This is a genomic window from Clostridium sp. (genome assembly GCF_032576335.1).
In the GTDB taxonomy this organism is placed as follows: domain Bacteria; phylum Bacillota; class Clostridia; order Oscillospirales; family Acutalibacteraceae; genus Faecalispora.
Genome location: NZ_JAWFXC010000002.1, coordinates 169,545 through 188,301 on the forward strand (window position 1 = coordinate 169,545; position 18,757 = coordinate 188,301).

General features: G+C 44.5%; 19 protein-coding genes. 18 read left to right on the forward strand and 1 reads right to left on the reverse strand.

The features are described from left to right. Window positions 1-214 precede the first annotated feature (214 nt). From tsaE to E7L17_RS02880, 5 genes are all read left to right on the forward strand, one after another. Window positions 215-637 carry a tRNA (adenosine(37)-N6)-threonylcarbamoyltransferase complex ATPase subunit type 1 TsaE gene (tsaE, locus tag E7L17_RS02860; protein WP_316321760.1) on the forward strand — a complete coding sequence of 141 codons (423 nt, stop codon included), beginning with the start codon at window positions 215-217 and terminating at the stop codon, window positions 635-637. After that, window positions 634-1,347: a tRNA (adenosine(37)-N6)-threonylcarbamoyltransferase complex dimerization subunit type 1 TsaB gene (gene tsaB / locus E7L17_RS02865; RefSeq protein WP_316321761.1), complete on the forward strand. Its 714-nt coding sequence runs from the start codon at window positions 634-636 to the stop codon at window positions 1,345-1,347. Before tsaE ends, tsaB begins: the two co-directional genes overlap by 4 nt. 2 nt (window positions 1,348-1,349) lie before the next feature. Next, complete coding sequence (gene rpiB, locus E7L17_RS02870; protein ID WP_085833566.1) at window positions 1,350-1,796, forward strand: ribose 5-phosphate isomerase B; 447 nt, start codon at window positions 1,350-1,352, stop codon at window positions 1,794-1,796. 12 nt (window positions 1,797-1,808) lie between these two features. Further along, entirely contained in the window at window positions 1,809-2,441 is a 633-nt protein-coding gene (upp, locus tag E7L17_RS02875) for a uracil phosphoribosyltransferase (protein WP_316321762.1), read from the forward strand. A gap of 198 nt (window positions 2,442-2,639) precedes the next feature. Further along, window positions 2,640-3,263, forward strand: a complete 624-nt coding sequence (locus E7L17_RS02880) for a CatA-like O-acetyltransferase (RefSeq protein WP_316321763.1) — start codon at window positions 2,640-2,642, stop codon at window positions 3,261-3,263. 117 nt (window positions 3,264-3,380) lie between these two features. Here E7L17_RS02880 and E7L17_RS02885 read toward each other — a convergent pair whose 3' ends face one another. Continuing rightward, window positions 3,381-4,274, reverse strand: a complete 894-nt coding sequence (locus E7L17_RS02885) for a YitT family protein (RefSeq protein ID WP_316321764.1) — start codon at window positions 4,272-4,274, stop codon at window positions 3,381-3,383. A 212-nt stretch (window positions 4,275-4,486) separates the two neighbouring features. Between E7L17_RS02885 and E7L17_RS02890 the strand changes: the two genes are divergently transcribed. From E7L17_RS02890 to E7L17_RS02950, 13 genes are all read left to right on the forward strand, one after another. Beyond that, window positions 4,487-5,062 carry a zinc dependent phospholipase C family protein gene (locus E7L17_RS02890; protein WP_316321765.1) on the forward strand — a complete coding sequence of 192 codons (576 nt, stop codon included), beginning with the start codon at window positions 4,487-4,489 and terminating at the stop codon, window positions 5,060-5,062. Between the two features lie 295 nt (window positions 5,063-5,357). Further along, window positions 5,358-8,747: a tetratricopeptide repeat protein gene (locus E7L17_RS02895; RefSeq protein ID WP_316321766.1), complete on the forward strand. Its 3,390-nt coding sequence runs from the start codon at window positions 5,358-5,360 to the stop codon at window positions 8,745-8,747. 260 nt (window positions 8,748-9,007) lie between these two features. Further along, window positions 9,008-9,247 (forward strand): hypothetical protein, encoded by a 240-nt coding sequence (locus E7L17_RS02900; protein WP_316321767.1) that lies wholly within the window; start codon window positions 9,008-9,010, stop codon window positions 9,245-9,247. Window positions 9,248-9,320: 73 nt separating this feature from the next. Further along, a complete protein-coding gene (locus E7L17_RS02905) occupies window positions 9,321-9,704 on the forward strand; it encodes a BMC domain-containing protein (protein ID WP_316321768.1) in 384 nt (127 codons plus the stop codon). Between the two features lie 9 nt (window positions 9,705-9,713). Further along, on the forward strand, window positions 9,714-10,163 hold the full coding sequence (locus E7L17_RS02910) for a EutP/PduV family microcompartment system protein (protein ID WP_316321769.1): 450 nt from the start codon (window positions 9,714-9,716) through the stop codon (window positions 10,161-10,163). A gap of 59 nt (window positions 10,164-10,222) precedes the next feature. Further along, window positions 10,223-10,804, forward strand: coding sequence for a DJ-1/PfpI family protein (locus tag E7L17_RS02915; RefSeq protein WP_316321770.1), 582 nt, complete (start codon window positions 10,223-10,225; stop codon window positions 10,802-10,804). Between the two features lie 263 nt (window positions 10,805-11,067). Next, window positions 11,068-13,608, forward strand: a complete 2,541-nt coding sequence (locus E7L17_RS02920) for a glycyl radical protein (protein ID WP_316321771.1) — start codon at window positions 11,068-11,070, stop codon at window positions 13,606-13,608. A gap of 83 nt (window positions 13,609-13,691) precedes the next feature. Next, the gene (locus E7L17_RS02925) at window positions 13,692-14,612 is read left to right on the forward strand and encodes a glycyl-radical enzyme activating protein (RefSeq protein ID WP_316321772.1); all 921 of its coding nucleotides are present in this window, start codon (window positions 13,692-13,694) and stop codon (window positions 14,610-14,612) included. Window positions 14,613-14,640: 28 nt separating this feature from the next. Then, window positions 14,641-15,429: a propanediol utilization microcompartment protein PduB gene (pduB, locus tag E7L17_RS02930; RefSeq protein WP_316321773.1), complete on the forward strand. Its 789-nt coding sequence runs from the start codon at window positions 14,641-14,643 to the stop codon at window positions 15,427-15,429. Between the two features lie 46 nt (window positions 15,430-15,475). Beyond that, complete coding sequence (locus tag E7L17_RS02935; RefSeq protein WP_085833554.1) at window positions 15,476-15,760, forward strand: BMC domain-containing protein; 285 nt, start codon at window positions 15,476-15,478, stop codon at window positions 15,758-15,760. A 124-nt stretch (window positions 15,761-15,884) separates the two neighbouring features. Next, a complete protein-coding gene (locus tag E7L17_RS02940) occupies window positions 15,885-16,616 on the forward strand; it encodes a hypothetical protein (protein ID WP_316321774.1) in 732 nt (243 codons plus the stop codon). A gap of 30 nt (window positions 16,617-16,646) precedes the next feature. After that, window positions 16,647-17,372 (forward strand): BMC domain-containing protein, encoded by a 726-nt coding sequence (locus E7L17_RS02945; protein WP_316321775.1) that lies wholly within the window; start codon window positions 16,647-16,649, stop codon window positions 17,370-17,372. Then, a complete protein-coding gene (locus tag E7L17_RS02950) occupies window positions 17,369-18,748 on the forward strand; it encodes an aldehyde dehydrogenase (protein WP_316321776.1) in 1,380 nt (459 codons plus the stop codon). Before E7L17_RS02945 ends, E7L17_RS02950 begins: the two co-directional genes overlap by 4 nt. Window positions 18,749-18,757 lie beyond the last annotated feature (9 nt).

Genomic DNA, 18,757 nt, shown 5'->3' on the forward strand with positions numbered 1-18,757 from the left:
TGATTCAAAAGCTCTCGACATAATTTCACCTCGAAATCTATTATAGAATGAACGCGTCGAAAGTTCAAGCAAATACTTTTATCCATATCTTATCTGTGGTATAATTCTTTGTAAATGTTTTTTAGCCAAGAGTACGATTCGTGATGCAGTTGATTTTTGTTTGGACATACTGTATTCGTATAGCTCTTTGGAATCGTTAAGGGAGGATTCTATTTTGCAGATTGTTACAGACTCACCCGTAGAAACAGAGGAGCTTGGCCGCCGAGTAGCTCAACAATTGAAGGGTGGGGAAGTACTGGCGCTGTTTGGTGGAATGGGCATGGGAAAAACAGCGTTTACAAGAGGATTGGCGGCTGGCCTTGGAATTACGTCGGGCATTAGCAGCCCTACGTTTTCTATTGTAAATGAATACCATGGTCGCCTGACGGTCTACCATTTTGATATGTTCCGGGTAGAAAGCTGGGAGGATTTAGAATCCACCGGTTTCTTTGATTATTTGGATACAAAAGCGGTTTTAGTCATTGAGTGGAGTGAAAATATTGAAGGAGCTCTTCCTCCCGATGCAGTCACGATTGAACTGGCCGCAGGAAAAACGGAGCAGGAGCGTATTTTCCGAATTGAGGGATTAGAGCTATGAAGATACTTGCGATAGACTCCACCGCCACCGCGGCGTCGGCCGCAGTGCTGGAGGACGACCAACTGCTGGGAGAATTCTTTATTCATACCAGCTTTACGCACAGCCAAACACTCATGCCAATGGTGCAAAATGTGTTAGATTGTGTAGGTGTTTCGGTAAATGAAATTGATTTATTTGCGGTTGCGGCTGGGCCAGGCTCGTTTACCGGTGTGCGCATTGGAGTTGCCAGCATAAAGGGCATGGCAATGGCCAGCGGCAAGCCTTGTGTTGGTGTTTCAGCCTTAGAGGCAATGGCCTATAATATCGCTTTGCCGGGGGCTACCGTGTGCGCGGTGATGGATGCACGCCGCGACCAAGTTTATAATGCGGTATTTCGATTGGAAAAAGATCAAATAAAGCGCATAACACCAGACCGCGCAATATCGATACAAGACCTTTTAGAAGAATGTAAAAATTATAGCCAGCCTTTATTTCTTGTTGGAGATGGAGCAAAATTGTGCTATAATACGAACGGGTTTCAAGAGCTTGCCGTTGTTTTACCGCCGGAGCCATCGCAATACCAGCGTGCATTCGGTGTGGGAAAAGCTGCTTTTGGTGCTTGGCAGCGAGGTGAAGCTGTAACGGCTTCCGAGCTGCTTCCCATATACCTGCGCTTGCCTCAGGCAGAGCGGGAACTTAAAAAAAGGCTGGAAAATCAAAAGGAGGGCTGAGTATGGTAGTACTGGGAGCTGATCATGGCGGATTCCGCCTGAAAGAAGCAGTAAAGGATTATTTGGAAAAAAACTCTATCCCGTATCACGATTATGGCTGTTACAGCGAGGAATCGGTTGATTATGCACCGTTTGCTTCAAAGGTTGCCTGCGATGTTGTTGACGGTAAAGCAGATAAAGGCATTTTGTGCTGTGGAACCGGAATTGGTATCTCAATTGCGGCGAATAAGGTTAAGGGGATTCGTGCAGCAGTTTGTACCAATGAATTTTGCGCCGATGCAACCCGCCGGCATAACGACGCCAACATTTTGTGCATGGGCGGCCGTGTAATCGATGAAGAAATGGCCGTAAAGCTAGCAAAGATTTTTCTAGAGACTCCGTTTGAAGGCGGACGCCACGCTAGAAGAATTGCACAGATAAAGGAAATTGAAGACGGAGAAAAGCTATAAAGGAGTAATTGGATGGAACATCAGGTATTTGAAATGACACACCCTCTCATTCAGCATAAGCTGACTTTTTTGAGAGATAAGAACACAGGCTCGAAGGAGTTCCGCAGTTTGGTAGGTGAAATTGCCCTGCTTATGTGCTATGAGGCAACACGCGATCTTCCTTTGGAAGAAACAACGGTAGAAACCCCAGTTGCTACGGCTACCACAAAGGTGCTTTCTGGCCGTAAGCTAGCTTTTGTACCAATTTTGCGCGCTGGCCTCGGTATGGTAGATGCTGTGCTGGAGATGGTGCCTGCGGCAAAGGTTGGCCACATTGGTTTATACCGCGACCACGAGACCTTGCAGCCGGTAGAATATTACAGCAAGCTTCCTCTCGATACCAACGAGCGCGATGTAATTGTACTTGACCCCATGCTGGCAACAGGCGGCTCTGCTGTAGATGCAATTAACATTATCAAACGCAGTCATCCGAAAAGCATTAAGTTTATGTGTGTAATCGCAGCCCCCGAGGGTGTGGAAGCACTGAGCAAGGCGCACCCGGATGTGCCGATTTACTGTGCTCATATCGACGACCGTCTGGATGAAGCTGGTTATATTATTCCTGGTCTTGGCGATGCGGGAGACCGTATTTTTGGTACCCAGTGATATCATATTTATTGCTTTTATAGAATGAAGAGGCCCTCCCTAAGGCATTGCAATTCGTTGCTTGCTTTAGGGAGGGTCTTTTTATTTTGATTCAATCGATTCTTATGTAATACAGGAGCAAAGAAAATATTGTTTGAAATTAGGAACAGAGCAGCGTTATAATACACAATAATAAATGCGAATAAGGAGGATTACAAATTGAAGGTAGAGATAAAAGATTGGGAACGAAAAGAAGTGTTCGATTTCTTTTCCGCAATGTCAAATCCATTTTATATGGTTACTTTTACTGTGGACGTCACACAATTATATCACTATGTGAAGAAGCACAATATTTCATTTTACTATTCTTTTATTTACCTATGTAGCAAAGCAATAAATTCAGTAAAGGCATTCCGTTATACGTTGTTAGAAGGCGAACTGCACCTTCTAGAGGAACGTATTCCAAGCTTTACAGATTTAAAAAAGGGGAGCGAGCAGTTCCACATCGTTACCATTCCCTGTACGGGAAGCTTAGAAGAGTTTTGCAGAACAGCGACAGAAACCAGCAAGGCACAAAACTGCTTTATTGATACGGATAACGACACCAATGATTATATTTATTATACCTGCTTGCCTTGGGTTGAGTTAACGGCTTTAACTAATGAGCGCAATATGAATCCCGATGATGCCGTACCACGTATTGCATGGGGAAAATATAAAGAGGAAAATGGTCGCAAGCGGCTGAATCTTTCCATCGAGCTAAATCATAGGTTTGTAGATGGCTTACATATCGGGCGCTTCTACGAGGAATTAAATCGATTGCTTTCTGAGCTGGATTCATAAATAAAGTCAATCGACCTTTATTTTTAAATTTCAATCTATCATAATAAAAAACCGGCGGTTCCTTTTCATTAATAAGGGAAACCGCCGGTTTATTTACTTGAAATTACAGAAAAGTCATTATAATCGTTTGATAAAGTTACCGCTTATGTCTAACCTATCGTTTATGATGATAAAGGCCTGGGGGTCAATGTCGCGTACAATACGTTTAATGCGATTAATCTCGAATTTAGAAACCACCGTCATAAAAATATACGACTGCTCATGGGTATAGGCACCATAGCCCTGCCAGCAAGTAACACCACGGTGCAGAAGCTGAACGATTGTGTCTGCAACCTCGGGGTGCTTGGTAAAAATCATAGCACTCGATTTGATATTCTGGTAATGGGTTCTGTCTACCACGAGAGAGGTTGCGGCAGAAAAAATAACGGAGTATACCACTATTGCTACTTCAAAACGGAATAGGCAGTATATGAATACGATACTGCTAACGGAAATACCAAGCTTGCCAACACTCATGTTGGGGTATTTTTTCGATAAATAAACTCCAATAATGTCAGTTCCACCGCCCGAACCGCCCGATCGAAGTGTAAGGCCAATGCCAGAGCCGGCAATCAGACCGCCCAAGATACAGGCAGTTAAGTAATCTTCAATGAGCGGAGTCGTCGGCACCGGAATAATGGTCATCGCCATAGACTGGGATGCTACCGTAAGCACTGTCTTTAAAAAGAACGTACGGCTTATCTCACGATAAGCAACTAGCATCAGCGGAATATTCAATATTAACATCATTACGCCGGCCAGATTAAAGGTTTGCGGAATATTCAGGTGCAATACATTAATAGCAAGGTCAGAGAGTACTTGAGAAATACCAACAAAGCCACCATTATACAATTTAAGAGGAACGATAATGGTGTTCAGGTTTGCAGCGCAGATGATTCCTCCCAATATGGAGAAAAAGAAGTTCGGAAGCATTTCTAGGTGTTCTTTGCGCAATATGTGCGATTTTTGCATGAATTATCCCCCTGATTTTATATCTAATTCCATTATATCGGCAACATAAAAGAAGTCAAGGGAAGAAATGTGTGACTAAAAAATAACTTATTTATCAAAATTATGTAAAGTAAGTTTTGGAATATCGAAAAAAATATTTTACTTTTGAAAAAAATATGGTATAGTGAGTGACAGTGTTCCTGATTTATAAAAAAAGGAGTGAATTCCCCGGGATGAATAGCCCGAATCATGTACTAATTGGGATGATTGTATATGAATATGTTTCTGCAAAATATGGTGTTCCGCTCAACAAAGCGAGTTTCTTAAAAGGAAATACCTGCCCGGATCATTCTCTTTCTTTCCTCAGGCCACACCGCATGCGTTATTGCAAAGATATGGTCAAACGTAAATTAGGCCGTACCTGCCGCTTGGAGTGGGAGGATGAAAACCGCCGACTTTCCAAAAAACTAGGGGTGTTGTGCCATTACTATTCGGACTTTTTCTGTTTGGCTCACAGCTCCAATTACAGTGGAACGTTAGCGGAGCATATTCAGTATGAACAGAATTTGTTATTTTACATGGGCGATCACATGGAGTATTTTAAGGGCATAGACTTCGTGCCTGAAATAGAAGTTCCTATGACCGCAGATGAAATTTATGAACATATGCACGAGCGCGTACAGCAAAAATACAGCCTCAGGCAAGATTTTGATACAGAACTGTATTTTGCGATTCGCTCTTGCATTGAAATGGTATTATTTGTGTATTACCAGGGGCGTTGTCTGGCAGAGTCGGTTGTACAGCCCTAATATCTTTTCGTATATAATCTAAGAAGAAAGGCACACGTTGTGATTACGTGTGCCTTTTATTGTTTTAGTAATTACACTGCTTTGTATTTGGGAAGAAAGAAATAAATATACAGTCTCATAATAAGGCAAACGACTTCGTTGGGCCGTGAATTTATGACTCTATTGATGACAAATTGCGACAATTATGCTATACTAATTATTAAGAAAAGTATATTGAGTGGTTAACAGAACTTTTTTAATTGTGAAGAAATTCCACTCAAAATAAAATAAAGCCAGAAAGAAAAGGAGTTATTTTATGCAAGATGAGAAAAATCAACAGCATAACAGCGAAACTGAGCCGAAGGACCCGTATGAATTCGTATTTATAGATCCGAATTTGATTCGTAGTGCGGCAGCAACTGTGAAGCAACAGCAGGAAGACTTGCAGGAGCTGATTGTTAGAGCGGAAGAAGAGGATGACATAGAAGCAAGAATGCAGCTTGCTCAATGCTATTATAGAGGGGTTAGCGGCGCTGAAAAAGACGGCGGCAAAGCCTTTTACTGGTTCCAGAAAGCCGCAGAGCAAGGCGATATTTCTGCTATATACTATATGGGCGCTTGCTATGAGAATGGTATTGGCGTAGAAAAAGACGAAAAAAAAGCGTTCGAGCTTTACACGGAAGCATCGGATGAAGGCTTACCGTCTGCAAAATGTGCTTTAGCACTTTGCTACGAAGTAGGCATTGGAGTTGAAGTAGATAAAGAAAAAGCACTGGAGCTTTACCAAATATCTGCAGATTTAGAGTACGCTCCGGCACAATGCAATCTTGGCTTTTTCTATTACCATGGCATCGCTGTGGAAGAGGATAATTACCAGGCTGTGGAACTGTTTGAAAAATCCGCAGAGCAAGGGTACCCTCGTGCACAGTTTTTGCTTGCAGAATGCTATGAAAACGGCTATGGCGTTGATGTGGATATTGAGAAAGCACTCAAATTGTATGCGGTTGCAGCTGAGGACGATTATCTTCCTGCACAAACACGTTTGGGTATGATTTACCTAAATGGAATCAATGTAGAGGTTGACGAAGACAAAGCATTTGAGTGGTTCACAAGAGCGTCAGATAGTGAGTACGCGCAGGCACAGTGCCTTTTGGGTGAATGCTATGAAAATGGCTGGGGTACTGAAGAAAATATGGAAAAGGCAATTGAGTTGTATCGCCTTTCCGCAGCTCAAGAGTATTCTCCCGCGCAATGTAATTTGGGCTACTTATATTATACCGGAGCCGGTGTAGAAGAAGATAATGTGGAAGCGGTTCGTTGGTTTAAAATGGCGGTAGAAAATAATAATATTCGTGCTCAATGCCTGCTTGGCTTGTGCTATGAGAATGGCTTTGGTATTGAAGAGGACAAAGAAAAGGCAGCAGAGCTGTACCGTGTTTCCGCAGAAGCAGGGTATGTTCCTGCCCAGTGCAACTTGGGTTACTTATATTACGTTGGCTCCGGAGTGGAAGAGAATAATGAAGAGGCTGTTCGCTGGTTTGCCAAAGCGGCAGAGCGAAATTACCCCCGTGCGCAGTATTTTCTTGGCATTTGCTATGAAAACGGTTATGGAGTTGAGAAAGACCAAGTCCGTGCAGCAGAGTTGTATCGTTCTGCTTCTGAAAATGAATACATGGAGGCTCAATGCGCACTTGGTGTTTTATACGAGTATGGCAACGGTGTAGAAGAAGACAAGGAAAAAGCGGTTGAATTGTATCGCGCTTCCGCTGAAAAGGGATACGCCCCTGCGCAGTGCAATCTAGCGTTCTGCTATTTAAATGGAATTGGTGTTGAAGAAGATAAAAAGCAGTCTCTTGTCTGGTTTAATAAAGCAGCAGAGCAAAACTTCCCCCGTGCACAGTGCCTGCTTGGTGAATTCTACGAAAATGGATTTGATGTAGAAGTCGATAAAGCAAAGGCAGTAGAATACTATACTCTGTCTGCAAATCAAGGGTATATTCCGTCACAATGCAATTTAGGTTTATGCTACTATCTTGGTATTGGCATTGAAGAAGATAACACAGAAGCATTCCGACTGTTTTCTCTTGCGGCAGAAAAAGGTTACCCCCGCGCACAGAATTTATTGGGTGAATGCTATGAAAATGGTTACGGTGTAGAACGAAATATTGAGGCTGCAAAAGAGCTATATGAAAAGTCTGCCGAGCAAAATTACCCGCCTGCACTCTATTCTTTAGCAAACTTGTATTACTACGGTTATTCTGTGGAAAAAGATCCTGCAAAGGCATTTGAGTTATATAGCAAAGCTGCCGAGTTTGACCATTCCCGCTCTCAGCGTATGCTAGGTGTGTGCTATGAATATGGTTACGGTGTGGAGAGAGACCTAGCAAAGGCAGTGGATTATTACCGCATCGCAGCCGACAAAAATGACTCCGATGCGCAGTGCGACCTTGGCCTTTGCTATGAGCTTGGAGATGGCGTTGAGGAAGATAAGGAAAAGGCAATGGAGCTGTACCGCCTTTCCGCAGAACAGGGAAATGCGCGTGCACAGTGCAATATAGGCTTTTTCTACTACCATGGTATTTTTGTAGACGAAGATAATGACAAAGCCGCTTATTGGTTTGCCAAATCGGCGGAACAAGGCTTTACCCGAGCACAGCATCTTTTGGGTGTTTGCTATGAACATGGCTGGGGCGTAGAGCGCAATCCGGAGCGAGCGGTAGAGCTTTATCAAATCGCAGCTGATAAAAATCATGCCGTAGCCCAGTGTGACCTTGGTTGGTGCTATGCAAGCGGTGTTGGCGTAGAAAAGGATGAAGCGAAGGCAGTGGAGCTGTATCGCCTTTCGGCGGAACAGGGTTACCCCCGTGCTCAGTCTAATTTAGGTAACAGCTACTACTACGGTGATGGAGTAGAGGAAGATAATGACCAGGCTTTTTACTGGTTCTCAAAAGCTGCCGAACAGAATCATCCTCGCGCGCTGTATTGGATGGGCGCATGCTGTGCAAATGGCTACGGCACCGAAAAGAATATTGAAAAAGCCTTGGAGTGGTACAACAAAGGTGCCGAGCAAAATGATAGTTTAGCTTTAAATGCTCTTGGATTCCGCTATCGAGATGGAAAAGATGTACAGAAGGATAGCAAAAAAGCAGTTGAGTTCTTTAATAGGGCGATTAAGGCAGGGCACGTTGGTGCGTTGGTGTCTCTTGGCCGCATGTATCGCTATGGTGATGGAATAGAAAAAGATTATGAAAAGGCAGTTTCTCTCTTTCGGCAGGCGGTAGAAAAAGAGAATGACGTTTCTTATGGTAATTTGGCAGACTGCTATAAAGACGGTGAAGGCGTTGAACAGGATTACGTTGAGGCTATGCGTTTATTCCGGCTTGGAGCAGAGCGAAATGATGAGACTGCAATGTTCAGCATTGGTCAGATATATGAGGACGGACTTGGTGTGCCGCGGGATTATGGTAAGGCCGCGGAATGGTATCGTAAAGCTGTGGAGCTAGGTGAATCCCAATCCTGCTGCCAGCTCGGCCTTTTCTATGAAAAGGGTTTGGGTGTTCAAAAGGATATGGAAAAGGCGAAGGAATATTATCATAAAGCAATTGAACTTGGAGACGATGATGATGCCGTAAAGGCACTAAAACGCCTAAAAGGCATAAAAGGCTTGTGGGGCAGTTTCCTCTCCATATTCAAAGGCGACAAATAATACATTAATTAAAATGGCTGGTAAGAGTGTGAAACCTCTTTCCGGCCTTTTTAATAGATGAAACGTACGTGAGATAACAAGATAAATGCTTACAGATAATTATTCTTTAAGATATGAGGAAAGCTAGAATAAAGCAACTTTTGAGGGTGTAAGATATCTTGATTTTACATGAATTTAGTCTGAATTTCGTTACCAGAAATCAAGCGAATAGTGTTATGATAAGGTAACGGTAAGTCCGCAATTAAGGAGGAGACGTTCTCATGAAAGATAAAATGAAAAACGAAGCTGCGTCACCACAAAAATTGGAAGAATTACGGTACTTGGAGCTCGAGAATTTCTACAAGCAGCCAGACGAAGAAGTAAAAAAGGAGCAGGCGGAGGATTGCCCTGACTGCTATTACCCGCAGGCGGAAGAGAGCGAGAAGAAAAAACTGAGCAAAGAATGTGCACAGTGTTTTTATCAGACAGAAGAAACGGAAGCAGACGGTAAAAATCGCTGAAAATCAGAAAAGGCTGCAACTTTCTATTCTTGCAGCCATTTTTTTGCTTATTTACATATAAGGGGGAGCTGGCGTGAAGCTGGAGGAACTGAAAGCACCGGGCGGCGAAGGCCTTACACGAATTGTTCAGGAGATTGTTCCTGGCAAACAAATCACCATGGCGCACGTAATATGCAGCCCTGACCCCGTTATTTATCAGAAGCTTGGGCTTGACCCAAGGGTGGATTATGAACATGCGGCGGTAGGGATTATTACCCTTTCCCCGAGTGAAACCGCAATTATTGCAGCAGATATCTGCATGAAAAAATCGGCAATTGAAATCGGCTTTATTGACCGCTTCAGTGGAACGCTAATAATAACCGGTAGAATGGCAGATGTTATTGTTGCATTGGAATCGGTACTGGAGTATACCGAAACGGTGATGGGCTTTACCGTGTGTAATTTGACAAAGGCATAGGTGTTAACTTTGAAAAGAATCATTTTAATTGGTAGAGCAGAATGCGGCAAAACAACGTTAACTCAAGCACTGCGAGGCCATAAATTACAATACCATAAAACACAGGCGGTGAATCGACACGACGTAGTGATAGACACTCCCGGTGAATATGCTGAAAATCGGGAGCTTGCAAGAGCTCTCATTTTGTACTCTTATGAGGCAGATGTGATTGCCTTAATGCTCAGTGCTACAGAGGACTATTCTCTTTTTAGCCCCAATATAGCTGCGGGTGCAACACGCCCGGTCATTGGAATCGTAACTCAAATCGATCAGGAAAATGCCAGACCAGACCGTGCGGAGGCCTGGCTGCGTTTGGCTGGTTGCAAAATGGTATTTCATGTAAGTGCGTTTACAGGTGATGGAATAGAGGAATTGCTCACCTATTTGGATGCTAACTCTGCAAGTGATGAAAATGTCTGAATTTTACCTGTGAAGGATTGAAATTCACCGGAGATTTAAACGGAAAGGAGCGGTTTTACTTGTCGAGAAATACCAAAGTGTTATTACTAACGGGCGATTTTACTGAAGATTATGAAATTATGGTTCCTTTTCAGATATTGCAAACGTTTGGTGTAACAGTGGATGCAGTTACACCGGGAAAGAAAGCCGGAGAATACATAAAAACAGCCGTTCATGATTTTGAGGGTGACCAAAGCTATACAGAAAAGCCTGGGCATCGATTTTTACTGAATGCCAGCTTTGATTCCTGTAATGTAGCTGAGTACGATGGGCTGTATCTTACTGGAGGCAGGTGCCCGGAATACCTGCGCTTGAACGCAAGAGTTCTTGCAATAGTAAGGGAGTTTTTTCAGCACGGAAAACCAGTGGCTGCCATTTGCCACGGAATACAAATACTAACGGCCGCCAAGGTGGTAACGGGGCTTCAATTGACTGCATACCCTGCAATAGAGCCGGAGATTGAAGCAGCAGGAGGCGTTTATCTTCCAATGGAAGCAAATCAGGCGTATCGTGATGGCAATCTAATTACCGCTCCGGCGTGGCCGGCACATCCGGCTATTTTACGTACTTTTTTAAAGGCGATGGGAGTTACGAGCTTTTAAAGCTAGGGTTTTGTAACCAAGAAACAAAATACAATATGAAGGGATAGTAGGCCAAAAGTAAGCCTGCTATCCCTTTTTTGTTATTCTTCAATAAAAAAACAAAATTAGTTCTGTACGTGCTCGATTTCTAGTTTGTATTTTACAATTTTATGTCTGGATTGTGTTAGTGTGCTGAAGGAAATATCCCTTATAATGAGAGCGAAACAAAACAGCATCAATATCCACGTTATGCGTGATTCAACGATTATAAGGGAGGTTGTAAAATGTTAGCAAAAGGTTTTTCACAGCCCACACAAAGGGTAGAGAAGCTGAAAAGAATGATTCTGGACGCGACACCTTATGTGGAGTCAGAAAGAGCAATGCTTGTCACCGAGTCTTTCAAAGAGACAGAAGGTCTTCCGGTTATTCTCAGAAGAGCGAAGGCGGTTGAGAAGATTTTTAACCAGCTGCCAATTACCATTCGGGATGATGAGCTCATTGTCGGTGCCATCACAAAGAATCCCCGGTCTACTGAAATTTGCCCCGAGTTCTCTTTTGATTGGGTGGAGAAGGAATTTGAATCGATGGGTAGTCGTATTGCCGATCCATTCCAAATTCCAAAGGAAACTGCTGCCGAGCTACACGAAGCGTTCCAATACTGGGAGGGGAAAACCACCAGTGCATTGGCAGACTCGTATATGTCACCAGAAACCAAAGCCGCTATTTCAGCTGGCGTATTTACGGTTGGTAACTATTTTTACGGTGGTGTAGGACACGTTTGTGTTGACTACGGTAAGGTTATGCAAATCGGATTCCGTGGCATTATTACAGAAGTAGTAGAAGCCATGGAGAAAATTGACCACACAGATCCGGAATATGTGCGTAAAGAGCAGTTTTATAAAGCGGTCATTATCTCGTACAATGCGGCAATCCGTTTTGCCCACCGTTACGCAGAAAAGGCTAGGGAGCTTGCAGCAACCGAAGCAAATGCAAACAGAAAAGCAGAGCTTTTGCAAATTGCAAAGAACTGTGAACGTGTTCCGGAATACGGCGCCTCCAATTTTTATGAGGCTTGCCAAGCGTTCTGGTTTGTGCAGATGATGTTGCAAATCGAATCGAGCGGCCACTCCATTTCTCCCGGCCGTTTTGACCAATACATGTATCCTTTCTATAAGGCAGATAAAGACATAACCCCCGAATACGCACAAGAATTGATTGATTGCATCTGGATTAAACTCAATGACGTGAATAAAACACGCGATGAAGTTTCAGCTCAGGCATTTGCCGGCTACGCTGTATTCCAGAATCTCTGCGTTGGTGGCCAAAATGAAGAAGGTCTCGATGCTACCAATGAGCTTTCTTATATGGCAATGGAAGCCTGTGCACACGTTCGTTTGCCTGCTCCTTCTTTCTCCATTCGTGTTTGGCAAGGCGCACCAGATGAATTCTTGTACAGAGCGTGCGAGCTTGCTCGTCTTGGCATGGGTGTTCCTGCAATGTACAACGATGAAGTAATTATCCCCGCACTGGTAAACCGTGGTGTTACCCTGCGTGACGCGAGAAATTACTGCATTATTGGCTGCGTAGAGCCTCAGTGCCCGCATAAGACAGAAGGCTGGCATGATGCTGCATTCTTTAATGTTGCGAAGGTGCTCGAGATTACGCTCAATAACGGCAAGGCTGGCGGTAAGCAGCTAGGGCCGGTTACTGGTGAAATGACCAACTGGAAGAGCATAGACGATTTCTTTGCTGCTTTTAAAAAGCAAATGGAATACTTTGTCCATTACTTAGCAGAAGCCGATAACTGCGTAGATATTGCTCACCGAGAGAGAGCTCCGCTGCCGTTCCTTTCCGCATTGGTGGATGATTGCATCGGCCGTGGCAAATCCTTGCAGGAGGGTGGAGCAATTTACAACTTTACCGGTCCGCAGGCATTTGGCGTGGCAGATACTGGCGACTCTGTATATGCCATTCAGAAACATGTCTTTGAAGAGAAAAGCATTACAATGGATCAGCTGAAAGAAGCTCTTGACGCTAACTTTGGATACCCAGTGAATGCTTCCTGTGCAAATGCTCCCTCTGGCAACGCCAGTCAGGAAACCGAGCTTAAGGTATACGAAGCAGTGAAAAAGATTTTGGGCAACTCCAGCTCCATTAATCTTGCAGATATTCAAAAGAAGATTTCTGCTATGGATTTCTCTGAGTCCGCCGGTGACCCCGGTAAATACGATCACCTTCGCCGCATGCTGGATGCTACACCGAGCTTCGGCAATGACGATGACAACGTAGATATGGTTGCCCGTAAGTGCGCGCAGATTTACTGCTTTGAAGTAGAAAAGTACCGCAATCCCCGTGGTGGCCAGTTCCAAGCGGGTGTTTACCCGGTTTCTGCTAACGTGCTCTTCGGTAAAGATGTTGCAGCTCTGCCGGACGGCAGATTGGCAAAGCAGCCTTTGGCAGATGGTGTATCTCCCCGTTCGGGCAAAGACTCCAAGGGCCCGACTGCCGCAGCTAATTCCGTTGCGAAGCTCGATCACTTTGTTGCTTCTAACGGCACACTGTACAACCAGAAGTTCCTGCCCTCCGCTGTTGCAGGAGATAACGGCCTGAAGAACTTTGCTTCCGTAGTCAGAAGCTATTTTGACCATAAGGGAATGCACGTACAGTTTAACGTTATTGATAAAGAAACCTTGCTCGCCGCACAGAAAGACCCCGATTCTTACAGGGACCTTGTTGTTCGTGTAGCCGGGTACAGTGCACAGTTTGTTGTTCTGGCAAAAGAAGTACAGGATGACATCATCAACCGCACGGCGCATACGTTCTAAACGGCAGCAGTCGGGTTTATTGAAAGAAGCGCTGCGCGGGAAAGCATCACTCAAGTGAAATAGAAACCGAAGGAGTTGTGAGAATGCCTTCACCAATCGATTATAGCGCCACCGGTACCGTGTTCAATATGCAGCGATACTCCATCCATGACGGACCGGGGATTCGTACAATCGTATTTTTAAAAGGCTGCCCGCTGTCTTGCCTTTGGTGCTGCAATCCTGAATCGCAGAACCCGAAGCCGGAAGTAATGTACCAAGCCTCTCTTTGTATACACTGTGGTAAATGTATTAAGGCTTGTAAATTTGGGGCGATAGACCCCCAAAATACAGAGCTAGTAAACCACACAAAATGCGTTGCCTGCGGGGAATGCGTAAATGTGTGCCCGGCCGGTGCGCTGACCATGAAAGGCCAGCGCCTGACCGTGGAGCAGGTAATACAGGAGTTAAAGCGCGATGAGATTAATTATCGCAGATCTGGCGGTGGAATTACACTTTCCGGTGGGGAACCCTTGCTGCAGAGCGGTTTTGCAGTTGAACTGCTAAAGGCTTGCCACGCAAAAGGGTGGAATACAGCCATTGAAACTACTGCATATGCTTCTGCCGAAGCGATTGAAACTGTATTTCCTTTTATCGATTTAGCTCTACTTGACATCAAATCGCTAAATAATGAAATACATAAAAAGGTTACCGGAGTTTCTAATGAAATTATTTTAAAGAATGCTAGGCGGATTTCAGAACTGACGGAGACCGTAGTGCGAGTGCCTACCATTCCAGGAGTAAATGCCAGCCCCGAAGGGATTGGCGCTATCTGCGAATTTGTACTCACACTGCATCAAGTGAAAACCCTCCATTTGCTGCCCTACCATACGTATGGAGAAAATAAATATGAGCTGTTGGGCAGAGAGTACTTAATGGAGGAGAAATTGTCGCTTTCAGAAGAAGACGTTGCGCATCTAAAAAAGATTGTAGAGAGCTACGGGTTAAACTGTGTTATCGGTGGATAGCAAATTTAAGAGAAACGGAGGATAGACAATGGATCAGCAATTAATTGAGAAAGTGATTAATCAGGTCGCTGAGGAGCTCAAGCAAAAGCCGGAGGAAGCTTCTGCAAATTCCACTCCTGCCTGCTGTGGAGCTTTGGGGGTGACGGAGTATGTTGGTACCGCAATTGGCGATACGATTGGTCTTGTAATTGCAAGTGTAGACCCAATGCTGGTTGAAAAACTGAATTTGGGCAAATACCGTTCCATCGGAATTATTGGCGGAAGAGTGGGTGCAGGCCCGCAGATTATGGCCGTTGATGATGCCGTAAAGGCAACCAATACGGAGGTTATCTCCATTGAGCTTGCAAGAGACACCAAAGGTGGCGCCGGTCACGGCAGTTTAATTTACATTGGTGCGGATGATGTTTCAGACGCAAGAAGAGCGGTAGAAATTGCACTTGGCAGTTTGGATAAGTATTTTGGCGATGTATATGGAAACGAAGCCGGACACCTTGAATTCCAGTATACAGCAAGAGCCAGCTACTGCCTTGAAAAAGCATTCGGCACCCCGCTTGGCAGAGCATTTGGCATGGTATGCGCCGGTCCTGCGGCAATCGCCACAGTTTTGGCCGATGTTGCCGTAAAAGCCGCAAACGTTGAGATTGTAAGCTACAGCTCACCCTCTCATGGCACCAGCTATTCAAACGAAGTAATCCTCACCTTTACCGGCGATTCCGGCGCAGTGCGTCAGGCAGTTCGTTCGGCTATTGAGGTGGGCAAAAAGCTGTTGGGCGCTTTGGGTGGTGAAGCAAAATCGAGCACACAGCCATACATTTAAAGTAAGCGCCGGCAAAATTGCCGGATGATAACAAAGGAGGATCCATATGAATTCAGATGCATTGGGCATGATTGAAACCAAAGGTCTGGTAGGAGCGATTGAAGCTGCCGATGCCATGGTAAAGGCCGCTAACGTTTCTTTGGTTGGGTACGAAAAAATCGGTTCCGGTTTGGTAACCGTGATGGTTCGTGGCGACGTTGGAGCAGTAAAAGCCGCAACAGATGCGGGTGCTGCTGCCGCCAGACAGGTTGGCGAGGTTGTTTCCATCCACGTTATTCCGCGTCCGCATTCCGATACGGAAAAAATTATCCCTACAGCAGCTTCTAAGTAATAGCGAGTTGATTGTTCCGGCAAGTGCGGGTAAAGTTTACCCCATATTTGTTTTACCCGCACCCATTGCCGGGTTCATAATCCAATTTAATACTATATTTTAATGCGGAAAGGGGTTGTAATCTTTGCTGGATCATGAGCTTCTCAAGCAAATGGTTTTAAAGGTAATCCAGCAGTTGGAAGAAGAACACCTTCTTCCGCCAACAAAGCAGAAAGCCTGTTACTTCATTTTACCGGAGAGCTGGCAAGAAGATTACTTTGCAAGGCTAGGCGCCCTTTCGGTTCCCTGTGATTATCAGGCGATTTTTGTACTACCGAAACTACGCTACAACGATTATTACATACAAAAGCTAAAAGAACTTTTCCCTGCCTGCCAAGTAATAGAGCAGGAGAGGGCGTTTAAAGAACAGTGGGAAGAATCCCTTACTATTTTTCCTTTCCCTAGTAGGGAATTGGTGGCTAAAACCGCACTTTGCATGGAGGATTCCTTTGAAACAAGGTGGATTGGCCATTGCTTTTCTCAAGGAATAAAGGTAGTAATGCTGCAAAGCGGTATGAAGCCATTGAGTGGGAAAGAGCCGAAAGCATACCGAATGAAACTAGAACATTATATCCGAACCTTATCGGAATTTGAGATAGAATTGAATAATCCATTTATTTTACCGGAACAACCAAAATTAGTGCCGGAAAAGACCAAAACAATAATCAAAGCTCAGCAGAAAAAACGAGTCATTACAGAAGCAGACCTCATCACCTGCCAAAAGGACGGCAGGTTAACTTTGCAAGAGGGCGATATTATTACCATGTTGGCAAAGGAAAAAGCAAGTGAGTTGGGTATCCAAATTAACAGGGTTTAAGCATAAAGAACAAGGAAACGAGGTGGCCAAATGAACGACGCATTGGGTCTGGTTGAAATCAAAGGGCTTGCCGGGGCAATCGCCGTAGCGGATGCAATGGTAAAAACCGCAAATGTGGGTCTCATCGGCATTGAAAAAGCAAAAGGCTTTGGTTGGATAACGATTAAAATATGTGGCGATGTAGGCGCCGTTACGGCTTCGGTGCAAACAGGCAGAGCTGTGGCAGAGCAAAATGGCCAGCTTGTATCTTATAAAGTGATTCCAAGGCCGGCAAAAAGCATTGGTGAGGTGTTCTGTAAAGTTATGCAGGAACCGCCTCCTGAAAACCCAGAGCCGACTTCGCCATCGCATAGTTTGTCAGAGCCAGATTTGCAATCGGAATCCATAGCGGTAATGGCGGAAACGGAAAGAATAGAAGAAATTGAGAAGCACGAATCGCCAGAAAAAGATGATATTTACTTGCAGCAGGAGTTTGAAATTCAAAACGACGCTGCGCCGATAGAACTTGAGAAAAGCCAAACAACGGAAGATAATCCCCCAATAGAACATGTGATAGGAACAGAAAACCGGCATTTAATTAACGAAGTGCAGGAAGAATTACAAGAGCAGGCAGTAGAGAAGAAAAAATCTGCTATTGAACCAGAAGTCACAACACACGCGAAAAAAGGCAGGTCGGCAAAATCGCCGGGGCGTCCATCAAAAAGCAAGAAAAAACAGGATGATAATCTTCCGCATTCAGAGGAGGGTAGTAGATGAATAAAGAACAGATAGAAGCCTTAGTCAATCAAATTTATCAGGAGCACTTAAGTGAAGAAACGCTGAGAAGTGGAGTTTTTTGCTCCGTGGATGATGCGGTTGCGGTTGCTTCCAGTGCATATCGGCAGTATTCTCTGCTCACCTTAAACCAGCGCCAGCAAATTATTGATGCTGTTAAAGCAGATTTATTGCCGCTCGTTGAGAAACTGGCAGAAATGACAGTAGAAGAAACCGGAATGGGGAATGCAGAAGATAAGAAAAAAAAGCTTCTTCTTGTACTTGAAAAAACTCCGGGAACTGAAGATTTAATTACAGAGGTGAAAACCGGAGACTGCGGGATGACGTTGTATGAGCTTTCTTCCTATGGAGTGGCTTGTGCAGTGCAGCCTTGTACCAATCCCTGCGAAACGCTGATTTGTAATACCATTGGTCTTCTTGCGGCTGGCAATGCAGTTATTCATGTTCCTCACCCAAGGGCGCTCCTTGTATCTCAATATGTAACGGAGCGGATCAGCCAAACCATTAGCCGCACCTGTGGAATCGATAATTTGGTTTCCACTCTTACTGAAACCTCTATGGCAGTTACCCGCGAATTAATGAGTCACCCGGATATTCCTTTGGTGATTGCCACTGGTGGAGCGGGAATGCTACGGCAGGCAATGTCCTGTGGAAAAAAGGTAATTGGAGCGGGACCCGCTAACCCGGTTGCCATTATTGATGAAACGGCAAATCTAGAAAACACAGCGCGTGATTTAGTTTTTAGTTGCTCATTTGATAACAACTTAACCTGTATTACTGAAAAAAGCATTGTAATTGTAGATTCGGTTGCAGACAAGTTTTTGCAAGAGCTAAAAAAGCAACATGCTTGTTGTATCAAAGATGAGCAAGAAATGTTGCAGCTTACACTTGCAACCATAACATCGGAAATGGCACCCAATAAAGCCATGGAAGGAAAATACGCTACTGAAATTCTTTCTGCCGCAGGGTTACAATGCGATAAAAGCGTAAAGCTGATTGTCGTAGATACAGTTCGCCAGCATCCCTTTGTAACAGAGGAAATGAGGATGCCTCTGGTTCCGCTGGTACGTGCAAAGGATTTTGAGCAGGCGGTTGAGTTTGCTTGCGAAATAGAACAAGGGATGCGCCATACGGCAACCATTCATTCGCAGATGATTGAACGCCTTAATTACGCCGCTCAAAAGCTGCAAACAGCGGTGTTTGTAAAAAATAGCTCTGCACTTGCTGGCATTGGATTTGATGGCGAAGGAGACACCAGCTTTACCATCGCCACCGCCACCGGTGAGGGAACAACTACGGCTCGTGATTTCTGCCGAAGAAGAAGGTGTACATTAGCCAACGCATTTTCGATTCGTTGATAGAACAGG